The sequence below is a fragment of the Bacillus sp. 1735sda2 genome (assembly GCF_024159245.1).
GTDB lineage: Bacteria > Bacillota > Bacilli > Bacillales > Bacillaceae > Bacillus > Bacillus pumilus_O.
This window is the reverse complement of the sequence record NZ_JAMYWZ010000001.1, coordinates 3,130,740-3,153,788: the sequence shown is the minus strand read 5'-3', so window position 1 is coordinate 3,153,788 and position 23,049 is coordinate 3,130,740. Positions and strand designations below refer to the sequence as shown.

The following is a 23,049-nucleotide window of genomic DNA, read 5'->3' as shown; positions in this document are numbered from 1 at the left end:
TCTTCATTCAGAATTATCGGCAAATATGATATGTTGTAGACAGAAGAATTTCTTTTAGAAAGATGGGTATGACAAGAGAAAAAGGCTTTCATGTGAGGAAGCCGTCTATACATGAAAGTGGCAAGAGGTGAGAAACATGATTTATATCGGATTAACTGGCTGGGGTGACCATGACAGTCTTTATCCGCCGAAAATCGGCAGCGCGCAAAAGCTGTTTCACTATTCGTCTACGTTTCCCATTGTGGAGCTGGATGCCAGCTTTTATGCCGTTCAGCCTGAACGTAATCATGAAAAGTGGATCAAGGATACGCCAAATACCTTTCAATTTGTTGTAAAGGCATATCAAGGGATGACCGGTCATCAGAGAGGCGAAATTCCGTTTGCTTCAAAGGAAGAGATGTTTGACGCATTTATTCTTTCATTGACTCCGCTGATTCGTGAAGGGAAACTAGCCATGGTTCTGTTTCAATTTCCACCATGGTTTGATTGCAAAAAAGAGCACGTCCTCTATTTAAGATGGTGTAAAGAGAAGATGGGTGACATTCCATGTGCCCTCGAATTCCGTAACCGCACATGGTTCTCAGAGGAATTTTATGAGCAGACCTTGTCCTTTATGGAAAAAGAAGGATGGATTCATTCTGTCTGTGATGAGCCGCAAGTAGGAGAAGGCTCCATTCCGCCCGTCATACAAGCTACGCACCGTGATAAAACATTGGTTCGTTTTCACGGGAGAAATAAACAGGGCTGGCTTCACCCAGCAGATCATGAGAATTGGCGAGAAGTGCGATATTTATATTTATATAATGAAGCTGAATTAAAAGAGTGGAAAAAGAATCTCGACATTCTGCATCAGCAATCAAAAGATGTCTATGTCGTGTTTAATAATAACTCCGGCGGAGATGCAGCGGCGAATGGTCAGCAGATGATTGATTTGCTGGATATTACGTATTCGAGCCTTTCTCCGAAGCAGTTAGATTTATTTAGTTAAATGAGAGCTGCGGCTTTCAACCTGAATGAGACGGTTCAGTGACAACTTGAGGGAGAGATCAACATGCTGCAGAAGCTATGGATATATCATACAAACGACTTGCACAGCCACTTTGAGAACTGGCCAAAAATCGCAGCTTATATTGAAGAAAAGCGTCAAGTTCACGATCAGATGCTCTTGTTTGATATTGGTGACCATATGGACAGGGTGAACCTTGTGTCAGAAGCTGATTATGGAAAGGTAAACGTCAAGCTTCTCAATCAACTTGGCTATGACGGAGTCACGATTGGGAATAATGAAGGCATTACGCTGCCTCATGATCAGCTCGATCAATTGTACGAGCATGCACAATTTCCAGTGATCCTGTCTAATTTATTTGAGAAAGGCAAAAGGCCATCGTGGGCAAAGCCTTATCATATGATCCAAATGGAAAATGGACTGAAAATATGTCTCTTAGGTGTGACCATTGCGTATACACCTGTCTATGAAAAGCTAGGCTGGGAGATTACAGATCCGTTTGACAGCATACGGGACATGTTGCAGGAAGTGAAGGGACAAGCGGATGTCATTGTGCTCTTATCCCATCTAGGTATCATCCATGATCGGGAGGTTGCCCGTGATTTTCCTGACATCGATATGATTCTAGGTTCACATACGCATCACTTGTTAGAACAGGGTGAAATGGACAATGGAGTGCTGCTTGCATGCGCTGAAAAGTATGGGCATTATATTGGCTGTGTCGAGCTGACCATTGATACAGCAAGCAAAGAGTTAATCGAGAAAAAAGCAACGGTGCAGTCAGTGGATCAGCTGATCAGTGAATCAGATGAAGCGATCACTACCTTACAACAAGCAGAGAGAAGAGCGAAAGCCCTCATGCAGGAAAAAGTAACAGAGATTGAGTCAAGATTAGAAACGAAGTGGTTTGATGCATCTCCGCTTCCGCAGCTCTTAACAGATGCCATTAAAGATTGGTGCGGAGCAGATATTAGCATGATGAATGCAGGAATGGTGCTGGATTCATTAGAAGCAGGAATTGTGACAAGAGAAGAAGTCCACCGAATCTGCCCACATCCCATTAACCCTATTCGTGTGACGCTTACCGGTCAACAGCTCATCGAAACCGTTCGGCGTGCATGTGAAGAAAAAATGGAACAGCTGCGCATCAAGGGCTTTGGCTTTAGAGGGGAACTGATGGGGAAAATGCTGTATAGCGGCCTCACTTATACAGTAGAAGAAGGCGAAACCAAACGGGTGAAGGATGTTTTTGTGCATGATCAATTGATCAATAAAGATGCTTCCTATACAATTGGCACAGTCGATATGTATACATTAGGCTCTCTATTTCCTCATATTCGTGACCATGAACACATTGAATATTTCATGCCGGAATTTTTACGTGATGTCCTTACTTGGCGTCTGAAGGAAGCCACATGAAATCCGCTTTAGCCTAACAACACTCGCCCTCTTGTCACATAGATTGTGATGAGAGGAGTGAAGGGATTTGGTGAATTTAACACCTATTAATATTGATGGACATTCCTTTACAGCCGTCACCGTCAAACTGCCGAAGACGAATTTTATGGCAGTGACAAATGAACATGGGTATATTATGTGCGGTGCACTGGATGTCGGGCTCTTAAATGAAAAGCTTGCAGATAGAGGCATTATCGCAGGGAGAGCAGTTGGTGTGAGAACGATAGAGCAATTGCTTGATGCCCCTTTAGAATCTGTGACATACGCTGCAGAAGCATTAGGCATTACAGCTGGAACCATTGGAAGAGACGCCTTGTTAAAAATGGTGAAATAAAATGGAGAGATGATTCCTATCCCCCCGCCTGTCTGCATACACTTGTAATGGAGAAGGGGGGATTTTTTATTGAGAATGAACCGCCGCTATCGCCCCTATAAAAAGGGCCCTTTGCCATTTCGATACGTCATGCTGCTTGCGATCTTATTCTTTGTGCTCTCAACCGTCATCAGTCTATTTTTTATTAACCGTTCCATTAAACCAACCCTTATTCATATTGCTGAACTAGAAACAGAGCGTATCGCCAATCATCTGATTCAATATTCCGTCCAAGACTTTGCAGAAGATCAGGAGAATATGAAGGATATGGTGGTCATGAATACAAGTGAGAACGGAAAAGTAACGACCATCGATTTTAATGCGCAAGCAACATCGAAAGCAATGGCTGACCTGTCACGTCATCTTCAAAAAAATTTAGAGGACATTGAAAAGGGGAACTTTCAAAAAGAGGCAAAAGAAGCATTAAAGGATCAAACAGATGGACATGACGGCATTATATATAACATTCCGCTTGGGCAAGCATCCGGAAATGCACTTATCGCTAATCTAGGACCAAAAGTGCCTGTCCGCTTCAGTGTCATTGGTGACCCGCATACGGACGTTGAAAAAAACATTAAGCCTTATGGTATCAATAATGCCTTGATTGATATTAGTGTTCTAATCGAGGTCAAGGTGAGGGTCATCATCCCGTTTGCATCTGAAACAATCGTGGTCAAAAATTCAGTTCCCGTCTCTATTCAAGCCGTTCAAGGAGACGTACCAGATTATTACAATGGGAGCGGAACGAACTCAGGCGCTCCACCGATTGTTCTCCCAGAGAAAAAGGAGAAGAAAGAATAACAGCCCAAGAAATGATTGGGCTGTTTTCTATTTGCGTTTCCGCTCAGCTCTCTCCCATGCCCTTAAATGAGGGTACGGATCAAAAGACCATTCAGTTCTGCCGTTGTCTTTATACATCCCATAGTGAAGATGCGGCGGAAATTTTCCTGCTGTGCCTGGGGGGCCATAACCGGAGCTACCGACAGATCCAATGACCTGTCCAGGTTCAACAATTTGACCTGTTTTGAGTCCTTTTGCAAAGCCATTTAAATGAGCGAAGTAATGATAATGGTTATGAATATCTCGAATACCAATCCGCCAGCCGCCAAAGCGGTTCCAGCCTTTCATTTCAATCACACCATACGATGTCGCACGAACGGGAAGTCCATAATGGGCAAATAAATCTGTACCCTCATGAATTCTTCTGCCTCCAAATCCTCTTGCATCTCCCCATGTACTCCGGTAGCTGTAGTCAGCTCCAACTGGAAGAGGGAAAGCGTGCTTTCCGAGGTCAAGATGACCATAGTGCTGATATAGCTTCATAAAAGATGAAATGATTCCAACGGTTTGATCTCGTCCATAATAGTCCCATAAAGCAATTTTTAATTGATCAATGCTGTTCCCGTAATGAAGCAAGTATTGAGCAAACGTGAATAATACATCCTCATCATCATCGCTGCTTGCTTTTCCATCGCCGTTTCCATCAAGTCCAATTCCATCAAACACTTTAATGCTTAAAGGAGAGGTATCCTGCTTATTCGGGTTTTCAGGACCGATCCACATTTCCCGGGGAATGTAGATGCCAATGACGCCTTTTTGTTTCGGTAAATCTCTTCTGCTTTTTCGAATATTGTGCTCATACTGATCAACCGCAGCAAGTACATACCATGGAACTTGTGTCGTGATGGCGACTTTTTCGTATAGTGCCATTCGCTGCTTTAGTACATCTGGCTGCTTGCCTTCCCCTTGTGCATGAACAGGTAAAGGAAGCATTGAAAGAGCGATTATGATGGCTAAAACCACTTTCACAAACGTCCATCTCCTTTCATTAAGCATCGTCTTCTACCGTTTAGTGTGGTTAGATCACCCTATTTCATAAGAAGAAAATGTTAGTAATTTTCTTCTGATTTTTTTAGGAGGCTTTTGGGTATTTTTGCAGCTCATTCCCTTGTTGTTCAATCTGTACTATGTTAAAGTGTCTAAAGAAAAGGCTTTAGGCCGAAGATTCAATTTTTTGCAGCTTCTTAGCTGCATCCATCGTATATAGCAGGAAGATTTTTGTAGATGCACCTTTAACGAATTCATATGGAGATGATGGAATTGGCAAAGAAGGAAGAGCACGTAAGAAAACCGGACTGGCTTAAAATTAAGCTGAATACGAATGAAAACTATACCGGTTTGAAAAAAATGATGCGGGAAAACAACCTGAATACCGTTTGTGAGGAAGCAAAATGTCCGAATATTCACGAATGCTGGGCAGTGAGAAGAACCGCAACATTTATGATTCTTGGATCTGTTTGTACGCGCGCATGCCGTTTCTGTGCGGTGAAAACTGGACTTCCAACTGAGCTTGACCTGCAAGAGCCAGAACGTGTGGCAGATTCAGTCGCGTTAATGAACTTAAAACATGCTGTGATAACAGCGGTTGCAAGGGATGACCAAAAGGATGGCGGAGCAGGTGTGTTTGCTGAAACTGTTCGTGCCATTAGAAGAAAAAGCCCATTTACGACAATTGAAGTTCTCCCTTCAGATATGGGCGGCAATTACGATAACTTGAAGACGTTAATGGACACACGTCCTGACATTTTAAATCACAATATTGAAACCGTTCGTAGATTAACGCCAAGGGTTCGTGCGCGTGCTACATATGATCGTTCATTAGAATTCTTGCGCCGTGCAAAAGAAATGCAGCCTGACATTCCAACGAAATCAAGCATTATGATTGGACTCGGTGAAACGAAGGAAGAAATCATTGAAGTGATGGATGATCTTCTTGCTAACAACGTCGATATTATGGCGATTGGTCAGTATTTACAGCCTTCGAAAAAACATCTAAAAGTGCAAAAATACTATCATCCGGATGAGTTTGCAGAGCTGAAAGAAATTGCGATGGCAAAAGGCTTTAGCCATTGTGAAGCGGGACCGCTTGTGCGCTCTTCCTACCATGCAGATGAACAAGTAAACGAAGCGTCTAAAAAGCGTCAGGCGCAAGCATAACAAAGAAAACGCCAGAGATCTCTGGCGTTTTTTCTCGTATTAATTTTGGCCGTAAGGGGCGTTTCTTCTCATGGTACGGTCGGAATTCGTCATCCCGTTTGCATCTTCTTTCGTAGAAATATCTCCACCTTGAGGGGAATATTTCATTTGTTGAATGGTTTTCGTTAAGATTTGATCAAAATCACGTGAATTGGTTTGAAGACGTGAAAAATTGGCAATGGATTGAAAGTGCTCTGGATTATCAGAGACGTATACATGATAATAACGAGGGAGAACAGAAACCGCCGTTTTCTTTACTTGATCGGCAGATTCATCCCGGTTTTTGTTTCCTGTTCGATACACAATCAGTGTATCCTCATCTGTCACAAGTGTGGCTGCATCTTTGATGTTTGGCAGTTGCACAGTTAAACTTGTAATGACATGGGCAAGATGCTCGCGATTTAAAGCAGGTGTTCTTTCTTTCTGATCCGTTACTTGCTGGCGCTGATAACGAACATACCCTGCTCTGTTTGTGTCTGCTTCTGGCATGTTGGAATTATTTCCTTCATGACGATCCGACAGTCGGATGGTTTTACTTGAAGAATCTTCATCCACTTGCCGGTTCATACCTGATTGAAAGCCGCACCCGCCTAAAAGCATGCTGAGGAGAATCGCGGCTGTCAGTTGTTTCTTCATAAATGTGACCTCCTTTTTTCTTTAGCTTCGGCTAAATCGGAAAAAACATGCTTTAGCAATTGATGGAGTTCTTCCAATGAATTATCATTAAAGATGGATCGTTTAAAAAGAGGTGAGAAGATGATCGTCATTCAGAATGCTACTTTTGATCTTGTAAGAGACATTAAAGACGGTTTTGATGAAGAAGCGTTTAAAGCAAGGTACTCAGATATCTTAAATAAGTATGATTATATTGTGGGGGACTGGGGCTACAATCAGCTGAGATTGAAGGGGTTCTTTGATGACCAAAACCAAAAGGCCACATTTGATACAAAAATCAGCACACTCGATGAATACATTTATGAATACTGTAATTTTGGCTGTGCCTATTTTGTCTTAAAACGAATCAGAAAATAACGCAAAGGGGAGCGTCATGATGTATTTCGTAGACAGAAAAAAAATTGAAGAGACATTACGTTTTTTCGAGGAGCAATATGAGTTGATGCAGAGCCATCAAACATGGACAAGTCCACTAGAGAAAAAAGCGCTGGAACGAATTGTTCATTTGCTCGTCGAATGTATTCTTGATACGGGAAATGACATGATTGATGGCTTTATTATGCGTGATCCAGGAAGCTATGATGACATCATGGATATTCTTGTTGATGAAAAGGTTGTACCCGAAGAGGAAGGCAGTCAGCTGAAAAAGCTTGTCTCGTGCCGCAAAACACTTGTACAGCAATACCAAGAAGTGGATCATCACGACTTGCTGCAGGTGATTAGCGAGGTTGAGCATGCGCTACAGGTTTTCCCAAACCGCATCCGTACCTACTTAGAGCAGGAGCTTGGCCCAGTATCAGCGTTTAAATAATCCATTGGAGTTGTGAGCATCATGAAATACAAAGGCTACTTAATTGATTTAGACGGAACAATGTATAAAGGAACAGAAAAGATCGAGGAAGCAGGTCAATTTGTTCAAAAGTTAAACGAACTAAATATTCCCTACTTGTTTGTCACGAATAACTCGTCACGCACGCCAAAGCAGGTAGCGGAAAAACTGGTTTCATTCGATATCCCAGCAACTGAAGAACAAGTCTTTACAACAAGTATGGCAACAGCCAATTATATTGCTGAACAAAAGAAAGACGCGTCTGTTTACGTCATCGGTGAAGAAGGAATCAAGCAGGCCATTGAAGAAAAAGGGCTGACATTTGGTCAGGAGGATGCTGATTTCGTTGTGGTTGGAATTGATCGATGCATGACATATGAAAAATTCGCAGTAGGTGCGATTGCTATCCGTCAAGGCGCACAATTTGTCTCAACAAATGGAGACATTGCCATTCCAACAGAAAGAGGGCTTCTGCCAGGTAACGGCTCATTAACATCTGTATTGACCGTCACCACGACAGTCCAGCCAACATTTATCGGAAAGCCAGAATCCATCATCATGGAACAAGCCATGCGGGTGCTCGGGACCGATGTGTCTGAGACGCTCATGGTGGGTGATAACTATGATACGGATATTATGGCAGGAATGAATGCAGGAATGGACACATTGCTTGTTCATACAGGCGTGACAACAAAAGAGCTGCTTCAGAACTATGATAAACAGCCAACCTATGTCATTGATTCATTATCTGAGTGGATTGAACGATTATCATAAAAAAAGAGGACAAGCGTTACGCGCGCGTCCTCTTTTTTGCTTTATTCCACATTTCTCACACTATGTGCCAACCTGCTTGATGCTGCTGCCGCAATGGCGCCGACAATGTCATCTAAAAAGGTGTGGCATTCTCCTGTGGATTTATCGTTGAGTCTCCCGAGAATTCCTGGTTTTTCTTTATCGATATATCCGTAATTCGTAAAGCCGATCGAACCATAAATATTAACGATAGCAAACGATAAAATTTCATCAACACCGTACAGGCTTTCGTCTGTTTCTAGAATAGACTGAAGCGGCTCGGTCAGTTTTTTTTGCTCGGCTAGTACGTCTAGTTCAATGCCTGTTAATATCGCATTTTGGACTTCTCGTTTTGCGATGACACGCTCCACATTGTGGATGCATTCTGTCATGTCTAAGCCAGGATGATATTTTTCCTGTAAAAAGTAGACAAGGTCTGCTATATCTTGAATGGATACGCCTCGTTCTTGTAAACGGCGTCTTGCTGTTTTTTCTACTTCGTTCATCTCGTGATGATGCGGCATATATTCCTCACCCAATCCTCGTAATTTGTCCACAACGTGTAGAAAGCTTCGGATAGTAAATAGTATTCATAAATCCCTCAACCTGCGACTACGATATGATAAGAGATTGATCTTATGAACGCAGGTGAAAACATGAAAGAAACCATTTATCACACATTTGGTATTGATGTGCGTCAACTTATGCCATACGGCAGTTATCAGAGCTTTCAAACGTCGGAGGCTCTCTTTATCATTGTTCCTGTGTCTCATTTGCGAGAAGAAGAACTCACAGAGCTGTTTCATATCAGTCAGTATTTACTGAATGCCGGAGACCCATACGTCGCTGTGTTTGAATTAACAAATGAAGAGAAACCCACCTTTACTCATGGAAAGGAGCTGTATGCTTTATTAAAGGCAGCCCCGCCGATATCAAGCCGCTCGTTTCAACAGGCGTCAGAGCTGGCGACCTTTCATGTCAGGGGAAGAGGATTTCCATATGAGGTGTCTGAAACAAAACGTGTGGGAGCTTGGAAGGAATTATGGGCAAAACGGTTAGATCAGCTTGAAGGTTTTTGGATGCAGCAAATGCACCAAAAACCACTAGAACGGTTTGAAAAAAAATTCATCGAATCCTTTCCGTACTATCTTGGATTAACAGAAAACGCCATTCAATATTTAGTGGATACTGAGCTGGATGATGAACCGAAAGAATGTGACTCAGGCACTGTCTGCCACCAGCGTTTTTCGCGGAGAACATGGCCGCTTGAGCAGCCGCTGCGTTTACCTGTAGATTGGGTCTTTGATCATCCAACTCGGGATATCGCCGAATACTTAAGAGAAACCTTTGTCCAGCATAAGGAAGATTTAATTGAAGAGGGCTTTTCCTTTCTTCAGCAATATGAGCAGGTGACACCACTATCTTCTTTTTCTAAGCGTTTGTTATACAGTCGCTTGTTGTTTCCGCTTCATTATTTTGAAATTGTGGAAGGTTACTATATGTCGGGAGAAACTGAAAAATCATATTATGAAGAACGGCTAGATTACGTCTTAAATGATGCGAATCGCTATGAATACTTTCTAAAGGTCTTTCAAGAAATGAGCGCCATGCGAAGCGGCGGGAGCCTTATTCCACCTGTTGGCTGGATCACAGGTCCACTGATTTGAAGTTTTCGTGAACAGATGAAACGTCTCTTTTCTCTTGAGGCGTTTTTCGTTATGCTTAAAGAAATTAATCAAAGGAGTGTTCTTCTTGACGAAACCTTATGTCTATATCACAAGAAAGCTGGATGAAGCATCACTTACACCACTAAAAGAAGTCGCTCATATCGAGATGTGGCCGAGCGAGGATGAGCCATGTCCACGGGAAGAATTAGAGAAACAAGCAGCGAAAGCGGATGCGCTTCTCACCATGCTGTCAGATCAAGTAGATGAAGCCCTTTTATCAAAGGCTCCACATGTTAAGGTGATCGCAAACCTTGCTGTGGGTTATGACAATATTGATGTTGAAGCGGCTAAAAAGCAAAATATCACCATTTGTCATACGCCTGATGTACTAACAGAATCCACGGCTGATTTAGCCTTTGCCCTTCTGATGGCTTCAGCGAGACGGATTGTCGAGGCGAGTGATTGGGTGAAGGACGGAAATTGGACAGGCTGGGGACCGCTTCTTCTTGCAGGAGCTGATGTTCACCACAAAACCCTCGGAATTGTCGGCATGGGCAGCATCGGAACAGCGCTTGCCAAGCGGGCAGCAGGCTTTGACATGAAGGTGCTGTATCATAACCGGTCAAGAAAGCCGGAGGCAGAAGCGCAGCTCGGCGTGACCTATGCGGCTTTTGAGGACTTGCTCACGCAGTCTGATTTCATCGTCTGCCTGACGCCGTTAACCCCGGAAACGAAAGACATGTTTAATGAAAAGGCATTTGATCTGATGAAGAACTCTGCTTATTTTATAAACGTATCAAGAGGACAAACTGTGGATGAGGATGCTTTATATGAGGCAGTTACGACAGGAAAAATTGCCGGCGCTGGTCTGGATGTATTTAGGGAGGAGCCTGTCAGCCCATCTCATCCGTTAACAACATTACCTAACGTTACGGTTCTCCCTCATATTGGAAGTGCGAGTGTCGAAACGAGAAAAACGATGATGCGTTTATGTGCAGATAATATTGCGCTTGTCCTACAAGGTCAGCAAGCCAAAACTCCGGTTCGCTCATCATATCAGGCTCCCTGAGTTTCGGGAGCTTTTCTGACAAAAATATTTTGAAAATATAGAATCTTGATATAAATAGCTGTTAAGCGGTTTCATTCTAACAATCTCTTATTTTATTACCTTGTCAAAACGAGGATACCCCTTTATAATGTGTGTACATTGAATGTCTGTGTTAGGTTAACAAATGTCCTTTTAGAGAGGACATTTACGGAGAAAGGTGGAATTTCAGGTGAAGGCAATTCGAGTTGGACTATTAGGATTAGGAACAGTGGGAAGTGGTGTCGTCAAGATTATCCAAGATCATCAGGATAAATTAATGCACCAAATCGGCTGTCCGGTATTAATACAAAAAGTGCTTGTGAGCAATCCCGATAAAAAGAGAGATGTGGATGTGGCAAGAGAGGTCTTCACAACTGAAGTATACGATGTGATTAGAGATCCAGAAGTCGACGTCATTATTGAAGTGATGGGCGGCATTGAAGAGACAAAACAATATTTAATAGATGCATTAAATGAGAAAAAGCATGTCATTACCGCCAATAAAGATTTAATGGCACTTTATGGAACAGAGCTTTTACATGTGGCGAAAGAAAATGGCTGTGATCTTTATTATGAAGCAAGTGTTGCCGGAGGAATTCCGATTCTGCGTACTTTGGAGGAAGGATTAGCCTCTGACCGAATTACGAAGATGATGGGAATTGTGAACGGCACAACGAATTTTATTTTAACAAAAATGAACGTCGATAAAAGCGCATATGAAGATGTCTTAAAAGAAGCACAGGATCTTGGCTTTGCAGAATCAGATCCAACAGCTGATGTAGAAGGACTAGATGCAGCAAGGAAAATGGCGATTCTTGCAAGACTCGGATTTTCCATGAATGTGGAATTAGAGGATGTAAAGGTGAGAGGCATCTCTGACGTTTCTGATGAAGATATTAATTTCAGTAAACGATTCGGCTACACAATGAAGCTAATCGGAATTGCCCAGCGAGACGGAGAAAAAGTAGAAGTCAGTGTCCAGCCCACTTTACTTCCTGATCACCATCCGCTTTCATCGGTCAACAATGAATTCAATGCGGTGTATGTCTATGGAAGTGCTGTGGGAGAAACGATGTTTTATGGACCTGGAGCTGGAAGTCTGCCAACGGCAACCGCTGTTGTATCAGACTTAGTCGCAGTCATGAAAAACATGCGCCTTGGCGTGAACGGAAGTGGATTTATTGCACCGCAGTTTGAGAAAAAGATCAAATCACCATCGGAAGTATTTGCTCAGCAATTTTTAAGAATTCATGTGAGAGATCAAGTTGGAGCATTTTCCCGCATTACATCTATTTTTTCTGAAAGAGGTATCAGCTTTGAAAAGATCCTTCAGCTTCCTGTGAAAGGGCATGATGAGCTGGCTGAAATTGTGATTATTACGCACCGGACCTCAGAAGAAGATTTCTCAAATATCCTGCAAAAATTAAACGATCTCGACGTGGTGGTTCAAGTGAAGAGCACGTACCGAGTAGAAGGGAACGGTTTAAGCTGATGAAGTGGAATGGACTTATTGAAGAATTTCAAGAATTCTTACCAGTAAACGAATCAACACCAAAACTAACATTAAATGAAGGGAATACACCGCTGATCCACCTCTCCAAGCTTTCGGAAAAGCTAGGGATTGAGCTTCATGTGAAAACAGAAGGCGTCAATCCAACAGGCTCTTTTAAGGATCGCGGGATGGTCATGGCTGTTGCAAAGGCAAAAGAAGAGGGCAATGATACGGTCATGTGTGCTTCGACAGGGAATACTTCTGCAGCGGCAGCCGCTTATGCAGCCCGTGCTGATATGAAATGTATCGTCATCATTCCAGACGGAAAAATTGCCTTCGGTAAGCTCGCGCAGGCGGTGATGTATGGAGCAGAGATCATTGCGATTGACGGAAACTTTGATGATGCACTGAAAATCGTTCGCAGCATCTGTGAAAAATCGCCGATTGCCCTTGTGAACTCTGTCAATCCATACCGAATTGAAGGACAAAAGACGGCGGCATTTGAAATCTGTGAGCAGCTAGGCTCGGCTCCTGACGTACTGGCGATTCCTGTTGGAAATGCAGGGAATATCACTGCCTACTGGAAAGGCTTCAAGGAATATCATGAGAAAAAAGGAACGGGACTGCCTGTTATGCGCGGCTTTGAAGCAGAAGGCGCAGCAGCGATCGTACGAAACGAAGTGATTGAACAGCCAGAAACAGTGGCAACTGCCATCCGTATCGGAAATCCTGCAAGCTGGAAACAAGCTGTGGCAGCGGCAGATGAATCAAACGGAAAGATTGATGAAGTGACAGACGAAGAAATTCTTCATGCATATCAATTGATTGCTCGTGAAGAAGGCGTGTTTGCAGAGCCAGGCTCATGTGCGTCTATCGCAGGTGTTCTAAAGCAAGTGAAATCCGGAGAGATCAAGCGAGGCAGTAAAGTTGTGGCGGTATTAACAGGCAATGGATTGAAAGATCCAAATACAGCCATTGATATTTCACAAATCAAACCGGTTACACTCGATGCAGATGAAGATCAAATTCTTGAACACTTGGAAAAGGCTCGCGCGTATGAGTAAAGCCTCCATGCTTTTTTCAATCACAGTACCGGGAAGCACTGCCAATTTAGGACCAGGCTTTGATTCAGTTGGAATGGCGCTCAGCCGTTATTTAAAGCTATCGGTCTTTGACCATGATAGTTGGCTGTTTGAAGCAGAATCAGATGTCGTGTCTGGGATTCCACCCGGCACCGACAACCTCATTTATCAAACAGCCAAAAAGGTCGCAGATCACTTTGGAAAAACACTCCCGCCTGTTTATGTCAAAGTGTGGAGTGATATTCCATTGGCACGGGGGCTGGGCAGCAGTGCGGCTGCCATTGTGGCAGCCATTGAGCTAGCCAACCAGCTTCTCGAATTAAATATGACGGATGATCAAAAGCTCTTTTTTGCAAGTGAGGTAGAAGGTCATCCAGATAATGCGGGTGCTTCTTTATTTGGCGGTTTACTGATTGGTCTTCATGAAGAAGACAAGACACATGCCGTCAAAGTGAAACATGTGGATATAGATGTTGTTGTCGTGATTCCTTTTTATGAAGTGCTGACAAAGGATGCCCGTGATGTCCTGCCGGAGGATTTTTCCTATAAACATGCTGTTAGTGCGAGTGCTGTGAGCAATGTGCTTGTTGCCGCCTTAATGACGCAAAACTGGCCGCTTGTTGGAGAAATGATGAATAAGGATTTATTTCATCAGCCTTATCGTACAATGCTCGTTCCAGAGCTGGCGAAGGTAGAGCATGTCGCTTCGCTAAAAGGAGCGTATGGAACGGCATTAAGCGGTGCTGGTCCGACAATCTTAACCTTAATTGAAAAAGGGAAGGGAGAAGGGCTGAAAAAGCAGCTTGCCCAAAACTTCCCACATTGCGAAGTAGATCTGTTGACGGTACCAGTAGAAGGTGTTGTCGTGGAGCATGATCCTGTCAATCAAGTAAAGAACGTGCTATAAAATGCACGTTCTCAGCGTGTAGACAAACCTTCGCATTCGGTGTCAGATCTGTGCTTCGGTGCTCACGAATGTTCAATTCGCTCCGCTCCGATGCTCGTCCTTCCTAGACTGCAAAGGTTTTCTATCACGCTGAAAAGAAGACAAAGGGCTAAAATCAAGATCATTTTAGCCCTTTGTCAACAATCTGAGAACGTGCTGTAAAAATGCACGTTCTTTTTTTATTTTTGTTTTTATAAAATGAAGCAGGGATTATTATTTAGAGGATCGAACTATTTTTTATGCATAAAAGGAGGAGATACATTCATGAAGAAATTGATGACAGCAGAAGATTTAACGAAAATTGTTTCTGTTTCTCATCCGGTTTATTCACCAGATGGAAAAAAGGCGGTTTTTACAAAGGTCACGGTGAATGACAAAAAGGACGATTACAACATCCATTTATGGGTTCGAGATGAAGAGACAGAGGAGCTGTCACAATGGACATTTGAGGAAGGAAAGCATTATCAGCCGGTGTGGTCAAAAGACAGCAGACAGCTCGCGTTTATTTTGCAAAAGCCAAAGGAAGCTCCTCAGCTTGCACTGATTCAGTGCGAGGGAGGCGGTGTACGCACCTTAACGGCGATTCCTTACGGGGTATCTCATCCTGTCTTTTCACTAGATGGAGCTCTCATTTATGCGGCTGTGTCACTGAAACCATCAGAATCTGTTCATGATGAAAAGAAGGAAGAGCGGGATGAGTTCGCTCCTGCGGTATATGATGATTTGACCTATAAAGCAGATGGCAGAGGCTTTTTAGATGGGCGTTTTACGCAGATTATTCTAGTAAATGTTCATTCAGGAGAGATCGAGGCAGTTACGAGCGGACAGCATCATCATGTGAATCACACGCTCTCTCCATGCGGGAAATGGCTTGCCTATATTCAATCAAATCCTCAAAAACCTTACATAAGTGACGTGTGCCTCCGATCATTAGAGGACGGTACGACAAAGAAAATCACACAATCATCAGGCGCTTATTCTACCGTATCTTTTGCTCCTAATGGAGAGAGCCTCGTGTATATCGGACATGAGCGCGAATTTCAAAATGCTACTTTCCCAGCATTATGGCTGTATGATCTGAAGGAGGGAAATGTCGTTCAGTTGTCAGAAATGCTCGATATGTATGTGGGCAACTGTATGGCAGGGGATAGCTTTATGGGAGAAGCCAATCAGCTTCCGCAGTGGACAAAGGATAGCCAGGGGTTTTATGCGCTTGTTTCCGATCAAGGCAGTACAGGGATTTATTATTTCTCCGTTGAAGGCTTAGCCTATCCTGTTCGATTAGAGGCAGAACATATCACAAACTTCAGCCTTCATCCGGATGAATCCAAATTGCTGCTGAGCCGGCTGTCACCCGTTTCTCCAAGTGAGCTGTATGAGATGACATTAGGAGAGGCGGATCTAATGCAAATCACGTTCGAGCATGATGAATTCCTCAAGGAGCATGTCCTATCGGTACCAGAGCCATTTTCGTTTCAGTCTAAAGAAGGTGTCGAGGTGCATGGCTGGTTTATGAAGCCTTCCGAGATGGAAGAGGGGAAGACTTATCCACTTATTTTAGAAATTCATGGCGGACCGCATGCCATGTATGGTTATACGTATTTTCATGAATTTCAAATGCTCGCTGCTGAAGGCTATGCCATCGTGTATATCAATCCTCATGGCAGTCATGGATATGGACAAATGTTTACCAACCGTGTGAGAGGGAGCTATGGTGGCGTTGATTATGAGGATGTCATGCAGGCTGTTGATCATGTGCTGAAAGCCTATGATTTCCTTGATGAAACAAGACTTGGGGTGACAGGCGGCAGCTATGGCGGTTTTATGACCAACTGGATTGTCGGACAGACTGACCGTTTTCGCGCAGCCGTCACACAGCGGTCCATTTCAAACTGGATTAGCTTTTATGGCATCAGTGATATCGGTTATTACTTTACAAGGTGGCAGATCGAAGGCGATATCTATGATTCAGCCGATAAGCTATGGGATCGTTCACCGCTAAAGTATGTGAAACAAGTAAATACGCCGCTTCTTATCCTGCACAGTGACGAAGACTATCGCTGCCCAGTCGATCAAGCAGAACAGCTATTTGTAGCACTGAAGGAGCTTGGGAAAGACACAAGGCTCGTCAAATTCCCGAAGGCATCTCATGATTTATCGAGAAGTGGCCACCCAGGGCAGCGTATTCAAAGACTGACCTTTATCAAGGATTGGTTTAGAGAGAAGTTAAAATAAAAAAAACGACCCAAATTCGGGTCGTTTTTATCTCATATATGAATTAGAAAACCTGTTCAACTTCTACAACGCCAGGCACTTCTTCTAATAATGCACGCTCAATACCGGCTTTCAATGTAATGGTTGAACTTGGGCAGCTGCCGCATGCACCAAGAAGACGTAATTTCACAATGCCATCTTCAATGTCTACAAGCTCACAGTCTCCGCCATCACGTAATAGAAATGGACGAAGTTTGTCCAGTACTTCCTGTACTTGGTCTTTCATTTCGACTTCAGTCATTGGATATAATCGCTCCTTTCACAACATATCACCATTATATTCATCTGGACGATAAAAATCTATTGATTGGTTTCAAAGTTTCCTTCTCATTATAGCACAATCTCATCTTGAAACAAAAAGTGATTTTGACTTTTTTTATACAGAAAATTCAGCTAAAATAAAGAAAGAATAGGGGGCTTGCCAAATGAATCAAACCGTCGATCTTTATGTATATGGAAGAGATGTAATTTGCGCTAGCTGCGTGAATCTGCCTTCTTCAAAAGACACATTTGAGTGGTTAGAAGCAGCGTTAAAACGAAAATATCCGAATCAGCCGTTTCGCATCACATATATTGATATTGAGCACCCACCAGAAAACGAACACCAAAAGGAATTGTCTGAACGAATTCTTGATGATGAATCCTTTTATCCGCTTGTCTTAGTGGAAGATCAAATTGTTGGAGAAGGTAATCCAAAATTAAAAGACATTTATCAAGAAATGGAGAAATACGGTTACACGGAGAGCAGTGATTAAACTGTTCTTTTTTTGAGAAAATAAACAGAACAAACGTTCCTTTTTGGGTTGAAAAAGAACGTTTGTTCGATTATAATGAAATGAAAGGAGCGTGAGCATCATGAATTATTTACTGAAACAATCTCTTCAACAGCAAATACCAATTGAGATGATTTATATGAAGAAAAACGGAGAGTGCACGAAGCGAAAAATCATTGTCCAACGTCAAACGGACCAGCTCATCCAAGCGTATTGTTTATCGAAAAAGACGATGAGAACGTTTCGTAAAGACTGCATCCTTGCCCTTGCTCCGATCAAATTGACCCGTTCATCGGCACATGCCGTTTCATAAAAAAAAGCTCCCTCGACGAGAAGGAGCTTTGAGATCAAATTCACATGATGTTAGCCATTGTGATGCTTATACATCCAAAGAAGTCCGGATTTTAGTAGTCTAGGTACACGACCAACAAGTGGACGATCTGCTACTAAGCCAAAGCCAGCTTTTTTCCCTAAAGATCCTAAGACACCTTTTAGCTTAAACTGAGGATAAGCCTCAGGAAGCGGCTCGTTTTTCCAGCGTTTTTGCAGAGATTGGACAATTTGTTCTGCCTGCGCCTCGGCAAGCTGGGCACTTGGAGCATGCGGAAGACTTGCGCAATCACCCACAACATAGACGTGCTCATCTCCAGGGAGATTGTGATGAGGTGTTAATACGACGCGGCCTTGTGCGTCCTTTTCAACATCCATCTCTCGTATCACTTTACTTGGCTGAATACCTGCTGTCCATACGATGACCTCTGCTTCAATGGCATCATCATGGTTATAAACAACACCTTCTTCAACCTTCGTAATATTCGCACAGTTAATGATCTTTACGTCATTTTCTTCAAACCACTTTTGCACATATAAACTTAATCTTTTTGGGAAGCTTGATAGAATCAGCTCTCCACGGTCGAAAAGAATAATGTTTAAATCAGCACGGCTCTCTCTTAATTCACTGGCTAGCTCTACCCCGCTAAGTCCAGCACCGACGATACCAACCGTTGCACCTGCACTCAAATTGTTTAATTTGTTGTACGTATGTCTTGACTGATCAATGGTTTGAATGCTGTATGTATGCTCTTTCGCACCAGGGACATTATGATACTTGTCCTCACAGCCGAGTCCAATCACCGTGTCGTCATAAGGAATGGGTTCACGGTCGCTAAATAAGATTTGTTTGTTTTCAATATCAATTTTTTCTACTTCCCCATATTGAATATCCAGCTTCGGATGCTCTGGAAATGATACTCGAATGTGGTGATCAGAGATCGTTCCAGCAGCGAGTGCATAATATTCTGTTTTTAAACAGTGGTAAGGATTTCGATCAATTAATGTGATAGTAACATCATCAGGTAATTGATTTGGCAATAAGCGGTGGAGAACCCGCATATTCCCGTAACCTCCGCCGATCAAGACTAAATTTTTCATGACGATTCTCCTTTTCCCCGTAGACATTGAAAAACACTTATACTAAAAAACTTTAAGTTAAAATACCAAATAAAATTATATCGAATTTACTGTGAAACCACAATAATTGTTTCAAAATAACCTACATATTCATTAGTTAGTCCTAAATAGTAAAACATTTTACGAGGAATAGGCGTAACGATACAGGTGAAGCTCATGTTTTGACTAATAGAAGGAATTTCGGTAGGATGGTAAAGCAATGTGAGGTGAAGCAAAGTGTTCCCACTGATCGAATTTTGTGTAAGTAATCTTGCGCAAGGGTCTCAAGAAGCAAAAGAGAAGCTTGATAAAGACCCAAACCTAGACGTTATGGAATACGGCTGTTTAAGCTACTGCGGCAAATGTATGGACTCCCCATTTGCACTCGTGAATGGAGAATTTGTTTCCGGAGAAAATGCAGAGCAGCTAGTCGAGCGTATTTATGCTTTTATAGAGGAAAATGAGATGTTTTAAATGCACCACATGGGTCATGAGGTGCATTTTTTTCATATTTTTGGTTTCCATTTTTAAGGAGAATGAATAGAAAGCGCATCCAATATGTTATGCTAATAAAATATCACCAAAATGAAGCATCACACGAGAGAAAATGAGGCATATGCATAATAAAAGCCCCTTGCCATGGCAGCAAAGAGCTTTTATGTATGAAAAACGGGGGATGATAAGATTGTCTCCTGAATCGACTCCTTTTATACTATAAAGAAACAACATTTTTGGAGGAAGCTCATGACATCATTTCAATTCACGAAAATGCACGGATTAGGAAATAATTATATATACGTCAATCAGATGAAGGAACAGCTTCCAGAAGAGCAGCTATCAGAGATAGCAATCCAGGTTTCTTCTGTTTACACAGGAATCGGTTCAGACGGAATGATCCTTATTTGCTCATCAGATGTTGCACCTGTGAAAATGCGCATTTTCAACAATGATGGATCAGAGGGGAAAAACTGCGGCAACGGTCTGCGCTGCGTCGCAAAATATGTGTATGAGCATCAAATCGTTACAGACACAACGTTCCAGATTGAGACATTGTCAGGACTCGTTGAAGCGACCGTTCATGTGCAGGATGACCACGTTCATTTAGTAACAGTAGATATGGGGAAGCCTCGTTTTGAAAAAGAAGCGATGCCGATGCTTGGTGAACCAGCAAGCACAACGATTAATGAATCGCTTGATTTTGGCACGACGACCTTAAATGGAACGGCTATTTCAATGGGTAATCCTCACATCGTGTTTTATTTAGAGGACATTGAAAAGGCACCGCTGGATACAATTGGGCCAATCATCGAAAAACACGATATGTTCCCAGAAGGCGTCAATGTGGAATTTGTAGAAGTGGTGAGTGAAACAGAGCTGCATTTTCGCGTGTGGGAAAGAGGATCTGGCATTACTCAAGCCTGCGGAACGGGTGCTTGTGCGGCTGCCGTATCCACGATTATGAATGGACAGGCGAAAAAGGAAACAGACATGACGGTTCACTTAGCAGGCGGAGATCTCATCATTCGCTGGAAAGACAATGAGCATGTGCTGATGACAGGACCTGCTGAAACGATTTGTGACGGCACATTTTATCTGTAAACCATTTATTTGAGAAAAGGCACCATCACGTTTATAATTGAAAAGAAACATCCAGTCAAAAGGAGGGATGATCATGAGTACACCAGTAACCATTACAGAAGCTGCTGCACTGCAGATTAAAGATATGATGAAAGAACATGAAGAAGAAAATGCGTTTCTGCGAGTAGGCGTAAAAGGCGGCGGATGCAGCGGTCTTTCATACGGCATGGGCTTTGACCATGAAGTTTCAGAGAAAGACACGCAGTTCGAACAGCAAGGCATTCAGGTCCTTGTCGACTCCGAAAGCCTTGATATCATGAATGGAACCATCATTGATTTCAAACAATCACTAATGGGCGGCGGTTTCACCATTGACAACCCGAACGCAATTGCTTCATGCGGATGCGGTTCTTCTTTCAGAACAGCGACGAATACCGGTACGCCGGAAGAGTGTTAACAACTGATCGTGAATGAAGATAAGCCTTCTTGTTCGTTTGTTTTTTGTAAACAACACGATTGAGGAGGCTTTTTTGATGAAGAAAGCCATAAAAAAAGACACTCATGCAGTGTCTCTTTCTCATATTGCTTCTTCTATTTTCAACAGCTCTTTATCCAAGACATCCACAAGCTCCTGAGTGCTAAACATATAGATCACCACTTCTTTATTGCCATCTTCCACATGAACTTCAATCACCATTTTAATCTTTGCTGGTTTTTCATGGTACACCACTTCAAAAGTGCCCATTTTTTTCGTTTCATTGTTTTGATTCATTTTTTGAACTTTGGAGAGTATCTGTTTGATTTCTTGAACACTCAAACCAGAATCTAAAATTGAAGTGGACACACGCTTTAAAAAAGGTTCTAGTTGATCAATATCCATATTCAATCCTGCTGCGAACTGCGCATAATGTTTGTTATAGTCTTTTGCAAACAGTTCAACTGAGCCACCAATCATCAGTAACAAGATCAAACTGATTATGAAACGTTTTAGCATCTTTCCACCTATCCTTCATTAAGATCTTCTTCCTTTCCTATATCGGTTGATCAGATGAAACCTTCATTCTCACTTCAACTATTTATAAATCGCTCAAATTTGTTACAGCTTGCTCTCACAACTGGCTATTTCCACCCGAAAAGAGTATCATGAGAACCAAACATAAACTGTAGGTAGAAAAGAGGTTGCTGAGGTTTGAGTGAACAAATCAATTGCAGGAACTGTCATGAACTGATTCCGTATCGATCCAAAACGTGTCCAGCTTGCGGGATTGAGAAGCCGCTTCCGAAAAAGGAACGTGTGAAGGATCGGGTGATTTTGGTTGTGGCAGGGATTGTTGTGGTGCTACTTGCTGCAATGGTACTTGGAATGGCGAATGCCTATATTGGGGTTTTTAAATAGACGAAAAAGGAGTTCCGTTTGTGGGAACTCCTTTTTTTGCTTTCGCTTATTTGTTTTCAAATAAGCTTGTGGAATGAAGAGGCTGTACACGGGCTTTCGGGTCCATGTAGGCTTTCGCATTGTTGACAGCCGTTGGTGCTTCACCAAATCCGCTGGCAATCAATTTGACTTTTCCTTCATACGTACAGATGTCTCCTGCCGCATAGAAGCCTTCAATATTTGTTTCCATTGTGGATTTCACGACGATCGAGTTCTTTTCGATTTCAAGGCCCCATTGTTTAATTGGTCCAAGGGAGGAAACAAAGCCGAAGTTGACGATCACGTCATCTACATCAAGCACTTGTTTTTTGTCGCCTTTGACTTCTTCTAGCACAATCTGTTCAATGCGGTCTTCACCAATAAGCTCCGTTGGGACAAATGGCGTCACGACATTGACTTTCGAGTTGTGAAGGTTTTCTACACTGTGCTCATGTGCGCGGAATTTATCTCGGCGGTGAATAATGGAAACCTCTTTTGCGATAGGTTCAAGCATCAGCGCCCAGTCCACTGCAGAGTCTCCGCCGCCAAGAACGGCCACACGTCTCCCGGCAAATTGGTTCAAATCATTAATGAAGTAATGCAGGTTGCTTCCTTCAAATGATTCTGCTGCATCTAGCTCAAGCTTTCTCGGTTGGAATGCACCGTTACCAGCTGTGATGATGATCGTTTTAGAATAATGAATCTCTTGATTTGTTACAAGTTTAAAGATCCCATCTGCCTGCTTTTCAACCGTTTCAACTGCTTGTTCTAAGCAAATGGTTTGATCAAATTTATCCATTTGTTCCTTTAAGTTATCAACTAATTCTTGTGCGCGGATTTTTGGAAAACCAGCCACATCATAAATGTATTTTTCAGGGTAAAGAGCGGATAATTGACCGCCGAGCTGAGGAAGGCTTTCAATGATTTTCACACTTGCCTGTCTCATGCCACCGTAAAACGCAGTAAACAATCCTACTGGGCCGCCCCCGATAACGGTAATGTCATATACCTTAGAATCTTCTTGCATTCCTTTAATCCTCCCAAATGAAAATTGTTATCACTATATCATATCATACCACATATCGTCGTTTGACTTGTTTTGAAAAACTTGTCGTTTT

26 protein-coding genes and 1 pseudogene are annotated in these 23,049 nt (G+C 42.6%); 20 read left to right on the top strand and 7 right to left on the bottom strand.

Annotated elements, in window-relative coordinates; translation table 11 throughout:
- Positions 1–136: 136 nt before the first annotated feature.
- The 4 genes from NKR21_RS16600 to yunB all read left to right on the top strand — a co-directional run bounded on the left by NKR21_RS16600 (position 137) and on the right by yunB (position 3,638).
- Complete coding sequence (locus NKR21_RS16600) at positions 137–988, top strand: DUF72 domain-containing protein (RefSeq protein WP_144456408.1); 852 nt, start codon at positions 137–139, stop codon at positions 986–988.
- 63 nt (positions 989–1,051) lie between these two features.
- Positions 1,052–2,425: a bifunctional metallophosphatase/5'-nucleotidase gene (locus NKR21_RS16595; protein ID WP_144456406.1), complete on the top strand. Its 1,374-nt coding sequence runs from the start codon at positions 1,052–1,054 to the stop codon at positions 2,423–2,425.
- Between the two features lie 67 nt (positions 2,426–2,492).
- Complete coding sequence (locus NKR21_RS16590) at positions 2,493–2,798, top strand: YunC family protein (RefSeq protein WP_144456404.1); 306 nt, start codon at positions 2,493–2,495, stop codon at positions 2,796–2,798.
- 69 nt (positions 2,799–2,867) lie between these two features.
- Positions 2,868–3,638 (top strand): sporulation protein YunB, encoded by a 771-nt coding sequence (gene yunB, locus NKR21_RS16585; protein WP_088001745.1) that lies wholly within the window; start codon positions 2,868–2,870, stop codon positions 3,636–3,638.
- A 27-nt stretch (positions 3,639–3,665) separates the two neighbouring features.
- Here the strand turns inward: yunB and NKR21_RS16580 are convergent, their stop codons facing one another.
- Positions 3,666–4,610 carry a M23 family metallopeptidase gene (locus tag NKR21_RS16580; protein WP_240389071.1) on the bottom strand — a complete coding sequence of 315 codons (945 nt, stop codon included), beginning with the start codon at positions 4,608–4,610 and terminating at the stop codon, positions 3,666–3,668.
- Positions 4,611–4,937: 327 nt separating this feature from the next.
- On the opposite strand from NKR21_RS16580, the gene lipA reads away from it, so the two are divergent.
- A complete protein-coding gene (gene lipA / locus NKR21_RS16575; protein ID WP_012011155.1) occupies positions 4,938–5,834 on the top strand; it encodes a lipoyl synthase in 897 nt (298 codons plus the stop codon).
- Between the two features lie 39 nt (positions 5,835–5,873).
- Here lipA and NKR21_RS16570 read toward each other — a convergent pair whose 3' ends face one another.
- The gene (locus tag NKR21_RS16570) at positions 5,874–6,509 is read right to left on the bottom strand and encodes a YhcN/YlaJ family sporulation lipoprotein (RefSeq protein ID WP_144456402.1); all 636 of its coding nucleotides are present in this window, start codon (positions 6,507–6,509) and stop codon (positions 5,874–5,876) included.
- Positions 6,510–6,629: 120 nt separating this feature from the next.
- Here NKR21_RS16570 and NKR21_RS16565 point away from each other — a divergent pair, with 120 nt between their 5' ends.
- The 3 genes from NKR21_RS16565 to NKR21_RS16555 are packed head-to-tail and all read left to right on the top strand — an operon-like array spanning position 6,630 to position 8,151.
- Complete coding sequence (locus NKR21_RS16565; RefSeq protein ID WP_003213192.1) at positions 6,630–6,905, top strand: YutD family protein; 276 nt, start codon at positions 6,630–6,632, stop codon at positions 6,903–6,905.
- A gap of 19 nt (positions 6,906–6,924) precedes the next feature.
- A complete protein-coding gene (locus NKR21_RS16560; RefSeq protein ID WP_088001739.1) occupies positions 6,925–7,359 on the top strand; it encodes a DUF86 domain-containing protein in 435 nt (144 codons plus the stop codon).
- A gap of 18 nt (positions 7,360–7,377) precedes the next feature.
- Entirely contained in the window at positions 7,378–8,151 is a 774-nt protein-coding gene (locus NKR21_RS16555) for a TIGR01457 family HAD-type hydrolase (RefSeq protein WP_144456432.1), read from the top strand.
- 41 nt (positions 8,152–8,192) lie between these two features.
- Here NKR21_RS16555 and NKR21_RS16550 read toward each other — a convergent pair whose 3' ends face one another.
- Positions 8,193–8,693 carry a phosphatidylglycerophosphatase A family protein gene (locus tag NKR21_RS16550; protein WP_088001737.1) on the bottom strand — a complete coding sequence of 167 codons (501 nt, stop codon included), beginning with the start codon at positions 8,691–8,693 and terminating at the stop codon, positions 8,193–8,195.
- A 114-nt stretch (positions 8,694–8,807) separates the two neighbouring features.
- Between NKR21_RS16550 and yutH the strand changes: the two genes are divergently transcribed.
- From yutH to NKR21_RS16520, 6 genes are all read left to right on the top strand, one after another.
- Positions 8,808–9,836: a spore coat putative kinase YutH gene (yutH, locus tag NKR21_RS16545; protein WP_119125316.1), complete on the top strand. Its 1,029-nt coding sequence runs from the start codon at positions 8,808–8,810 to the stop codon at positions 9,834–9,836.
- Between the two features lie 85 nt (positions 9,837–9,921).
- On the top strand, positions 9,922–10,905 hold the full coding sequence (locus NKR21_RS16540) for a 2-hydroxyacid dehydrogenase (RefSeq protein WP_144456400.1): 984 nt from the start codon (positions 9,922–9,924) through the stop codon (positions 10,903–10,905).
- Between the two features lie 208 nt (positions 10,906–11,113).
- On the top strand, positions 11,114–12,415 hold the full coding sequence (locus tag NKR21_RS16535; protein ID WP_012011148.1) for a homoserine dehydrogenase: 1,302 nt from the start codon (positions 11,114–11,116) through the stop codon (positions 12,413–12,415).
- Positions 12,415–13,479 carry a threonine synthase gene (thrC, locus tag NKR21_RS16530; protein WP_144456398.1) on the top strand — a complete coding sequence of 355 codons (1,065 nt, stop codon included), beginning with the start codon at positions 12,415–12,417 and terminating at the stop codon, positions 13,477–13,479. Before NKR21_RS16535 ends, thrC begins: the two co-directional genes overlap by 1 nt.
- Positions 13,472–14,404 carry a homoserine kinase gene (thrB, locus tag NKR21_RS16525; RefSeq protein ID WP_144456396.1) on the top strand — a complete coding sequence of 311 codons (933 nt, stop codon included), beginning with the start codon at positions 13,472–13,474 and terminating at the stop codon, positions 14,402–14,404. The genes thrC and thrB overlap by 8 nt, the downstream gene beginning before the upstream one ends.
- Positions 14,405–14,707: 303 nt before the next feature.
- A complete protein-coding gene (locus tag NKR21_RS16520) occupies positions 14,708–16,678 on the top strand; it encodes an alpha/beta hydrolase family protein (protein ID WP_144456394.1) in 1,971 nt (656 codons plus the stop codon).
- Positions 16,679–16,721: 43 nt separating this feature from the next.
- On the opposite strand, the pseudogene NKR21_RS16515 reads toward NKR21_RS16520, so the two are convergent.
- Positions 16,722–17,021, bottom strand: a pseudogene (locus NKR21_RS16515) (NifU family protein).
- A 121-nt stretch (positions 17,022–17,142) separates the two neighbouring features.
- Between NKR21_RS16515 and NKR21_RS16510 the strand changes: the two are divergent.
- Both NKR21_RS16510 and NKR21_RS16505 read left to right on the top strand, forming a co-directional pair.
- Entirely contained in the window at positions 17,143–17,472 is a 330-nt protein-coding gene (locus NKR21_RS16510; RefSeq protein WP_144456392.1) for a YuzD family protein, read from the top strand.
- A gap of 100 nt (positions 17,473–17,572) precedes the next feature.
- Entirely contained in the window at positions 17,573–17,803 is a 231-nt protein-coding gene (locus NKR21_RS16505; protein ID WP_012011143.1) for a hypothetical protein, read from the top strand.
- A 50-nt stretch (positions 17,804–17,853) separates the two neighbouring features.
- Here the strand turns inward: NKR21_RS16505 and NKR21_RS16500 are convergent, their stop codons facing one another.
- Positions 17,854–18,921, bottom strand: coding sequence for an NAD(P)/FAD-dependent oxidoreductase (locus NKR21_RS16500; RefSeq protein WP_012011142.1), 1,068 nt, complete (start codon positions 18,919–18,921; stop codon positions 17,854–17,856).
- A gap of 255 nt (positions 18,922–19,176) precedes the next feature.
- Between NKR21_RS16500 and NKR21_RS16495 the strand changes: the two genes are divergently transcribed.
- From NKR21_RS16495 to erpA, 3 genes are all read left to right on the top strand, one after another.
- Complete coding sequence (locus NKR21_RS16495; protein ID WP_003213414.1) at positions 19,177–19,413, top strand: YuzB family protein; 237 nt, start codon at positions 19,177–19,179, stop codon at positions 19,411–19,413.
- A gap of 270 nt (positions 19,414–19,683) precedes the next feature.
- Positions 19,684–20,538, top strand: a complete 855-nt coding sequence (gene dapF / locus NKR21_RS16490; RefSeq protein ID WP_144456390.1) for a diaminopimelate epimerase — start codon at positions 19,684–19,686, stop codon at positions 20,536–20,538.
- A gap of 73 nt (positions 20,539–20,611) precedes the next feature.
- The gene (gene erpA / locus NKR21_RS16485; protein ID WP_012011138.1) at positions 20,612–20,974 is read left to right on the top strand and encodes an iron-sulfur cluster insertion protein ErpA; all 363 of its coding nucleotides are present in this window, start codon (positions 20,612–20,614) and stop codon (positions 20,972–20,974) included.
- Between the two features lie 120 nt (positions 20,975–21,094).
- On the opposite strand, the gene NKR21_RS16480 is transcribed toward erpA, so the two are convergent.
- Positions 21,095–21,511, bottom strand: coding sequence for a hypothetical protein (locus NKR21_RS16480; RefSeq protein WP_012011137.1), 417 nt, complete (start codon positions 21,509–21,511; stop codon positions 21,095–21,097).
- A 195-nt stretch (positions 21,512–21,706) separates the two neighbouring features.
- Here NKR21_RS16480 and NKR21_RS16475 point away from each other — a divergent pair, with 195 nt between their 5' ends.
- Complete coding sequence (locus NKR21_RS16475) at positions 21,707–21,913, top strand: hypothetical protein (RefSeq protein ID WP_012011136.1); 207 nt, start codon at positions 21,707–21,709, stop codon at positions 21,911–21,913.
- Positions 21,914–21,959: 46 nt separating this feature from the next.
- On the opposite strand, the gene yumC is transcribed toward NKR21_RS16475, so the two are convergent.
- A complete protein-coding gene (gene yumC / locus NKR21_RS16470; RefSeq protein ID WP_012011135.1) occupies positions 21,960–22,958 on the bottom strand; it encodes a ferredoxin--NADP reductase 2 in 999 nt (332 codons plus the stop codon).
- Positions 22,959–23,049 lie beyond the last annotated feature (91 nt).

Bases quoted from the DNA above. Each gene is read 5' to 3' on its own strand.
- NKR21_RS16600 (WP_144456408.1), top strand. From the start codon at position 137: ATGATTTATATCGGATTAACTGGCTGGGGTGACCATGACAGTCTTTAT.
- NKR21_RS16595 (WP_144456406.1), top strand. From the start codon at position 1,052: ATGCTGCAGAAGCTATGGATATATCATACAAACGACTTGCACAGCCAC.
- NKR21_RS16580 (WP_240389071.1), bottom strand. From the start codon at position 4,610: ATGCTTCCTTTACCTGTTCATGCACAAGGGGAAGGCAAGCAGCCAGAT.
- NKR21_RS16570 (WP_144456402.1), bottom strand. From the start codon at position 6,509: ATGAAGAAACAACTGACAGCCGCGATTCTCCTCAGCATGCTTTTAGGC.
- NKR21_RS16565 (WP_003213192.1), top strand. From the start codon at position 6,630: ATGATCGTCATTCAGAATGCTACTTTTGATCTTGTAAGAGACATTAAA.
- NKR21_RS16560 (WP_088001739.1), top strand. From the start codon at position 6,925: ATGTATTTCGTAGACAGAAAAAAAATTGAAGAGACATTACGTTTTTTC.
- NKR21_RS16550 (WP_088001737.1), bottom strand. From the start codon at position 8,693: ATGCCGCATCATCACGAGATGAACGAAGTAGAAAAAACAGCAAGACGC.
- yutH (WP_119125316.1), top strand. From the start codon at position 8,808: ATGAACGCAGGTGAAAACATGAAAGAAACCATTTATCACACATTTGGT.
- thrC (WP_144456398.1), top strand. From the start codon at position 12,415: ATGAAGTGGAATGGACTTATTGAAGAATTTCAAGAATTCTTACCAGTA.
- thrB (WP_144456396.1), top strand. From the start codon at position 13,472: ATGAGTAAAGCCTCCATGCTTTTTTCAATCACAGTACCGGGAAGCACT.
- NKR21_RS16520 (WP_144456394.1), top strand. From the start codon at position 14,708: ATGAAGAAATTGATGACAGCAGAAGATTTAACGAAAATTGTTTCTGTT.
- NKR21_RS16510 (WP_144456392.1), top strand. From the start codon at position 17,143: ATGAATCAAACCGTCGATCTTTATGTATATGGAAGAGATGTAATTTGC.
- NKR21_RS16505 (WP_012011143.1), top strand. From the start codon at position 17,573: ATGAATTATTTACTGAAACAATCTCTTCAACAGCAAATACCAATTGAG.
- NKR21_RS16500 (WP_012011142.1), bottom strand. From the start codon at position 18,921: ATGAAAAATTTAGTCTTGATCGGCGGAGGTTACGGGAATATGCGGGTT.
- dapF (WP_144456390.1), top strand. From the start codon at position 19,684: ATGACATCATTTCAATTCACGAAAATGCACGGATTAGGAAATAATTAT.
- erpA (WP_012011138.1), top strand. From the start codon at position 20,612: ATGAGTACACCAGTAACCATTACAGAAGCTGCTGCACTGCAGATTAAA.
- NKR21_RS16480 (WP_012011137.1), bottom strand. From the start codon at position 21,511: ATGCTAAAACGTTTCATAATCAGTTTGATCTTGTTACTGATGATTGGT.
- yumC (WP_012011135.1), bottom strand. From the start codon at position 22,958: ATGCAAGAAGATTCTAAGGTATATGACATTACCGTTATCGGGGGCGGC.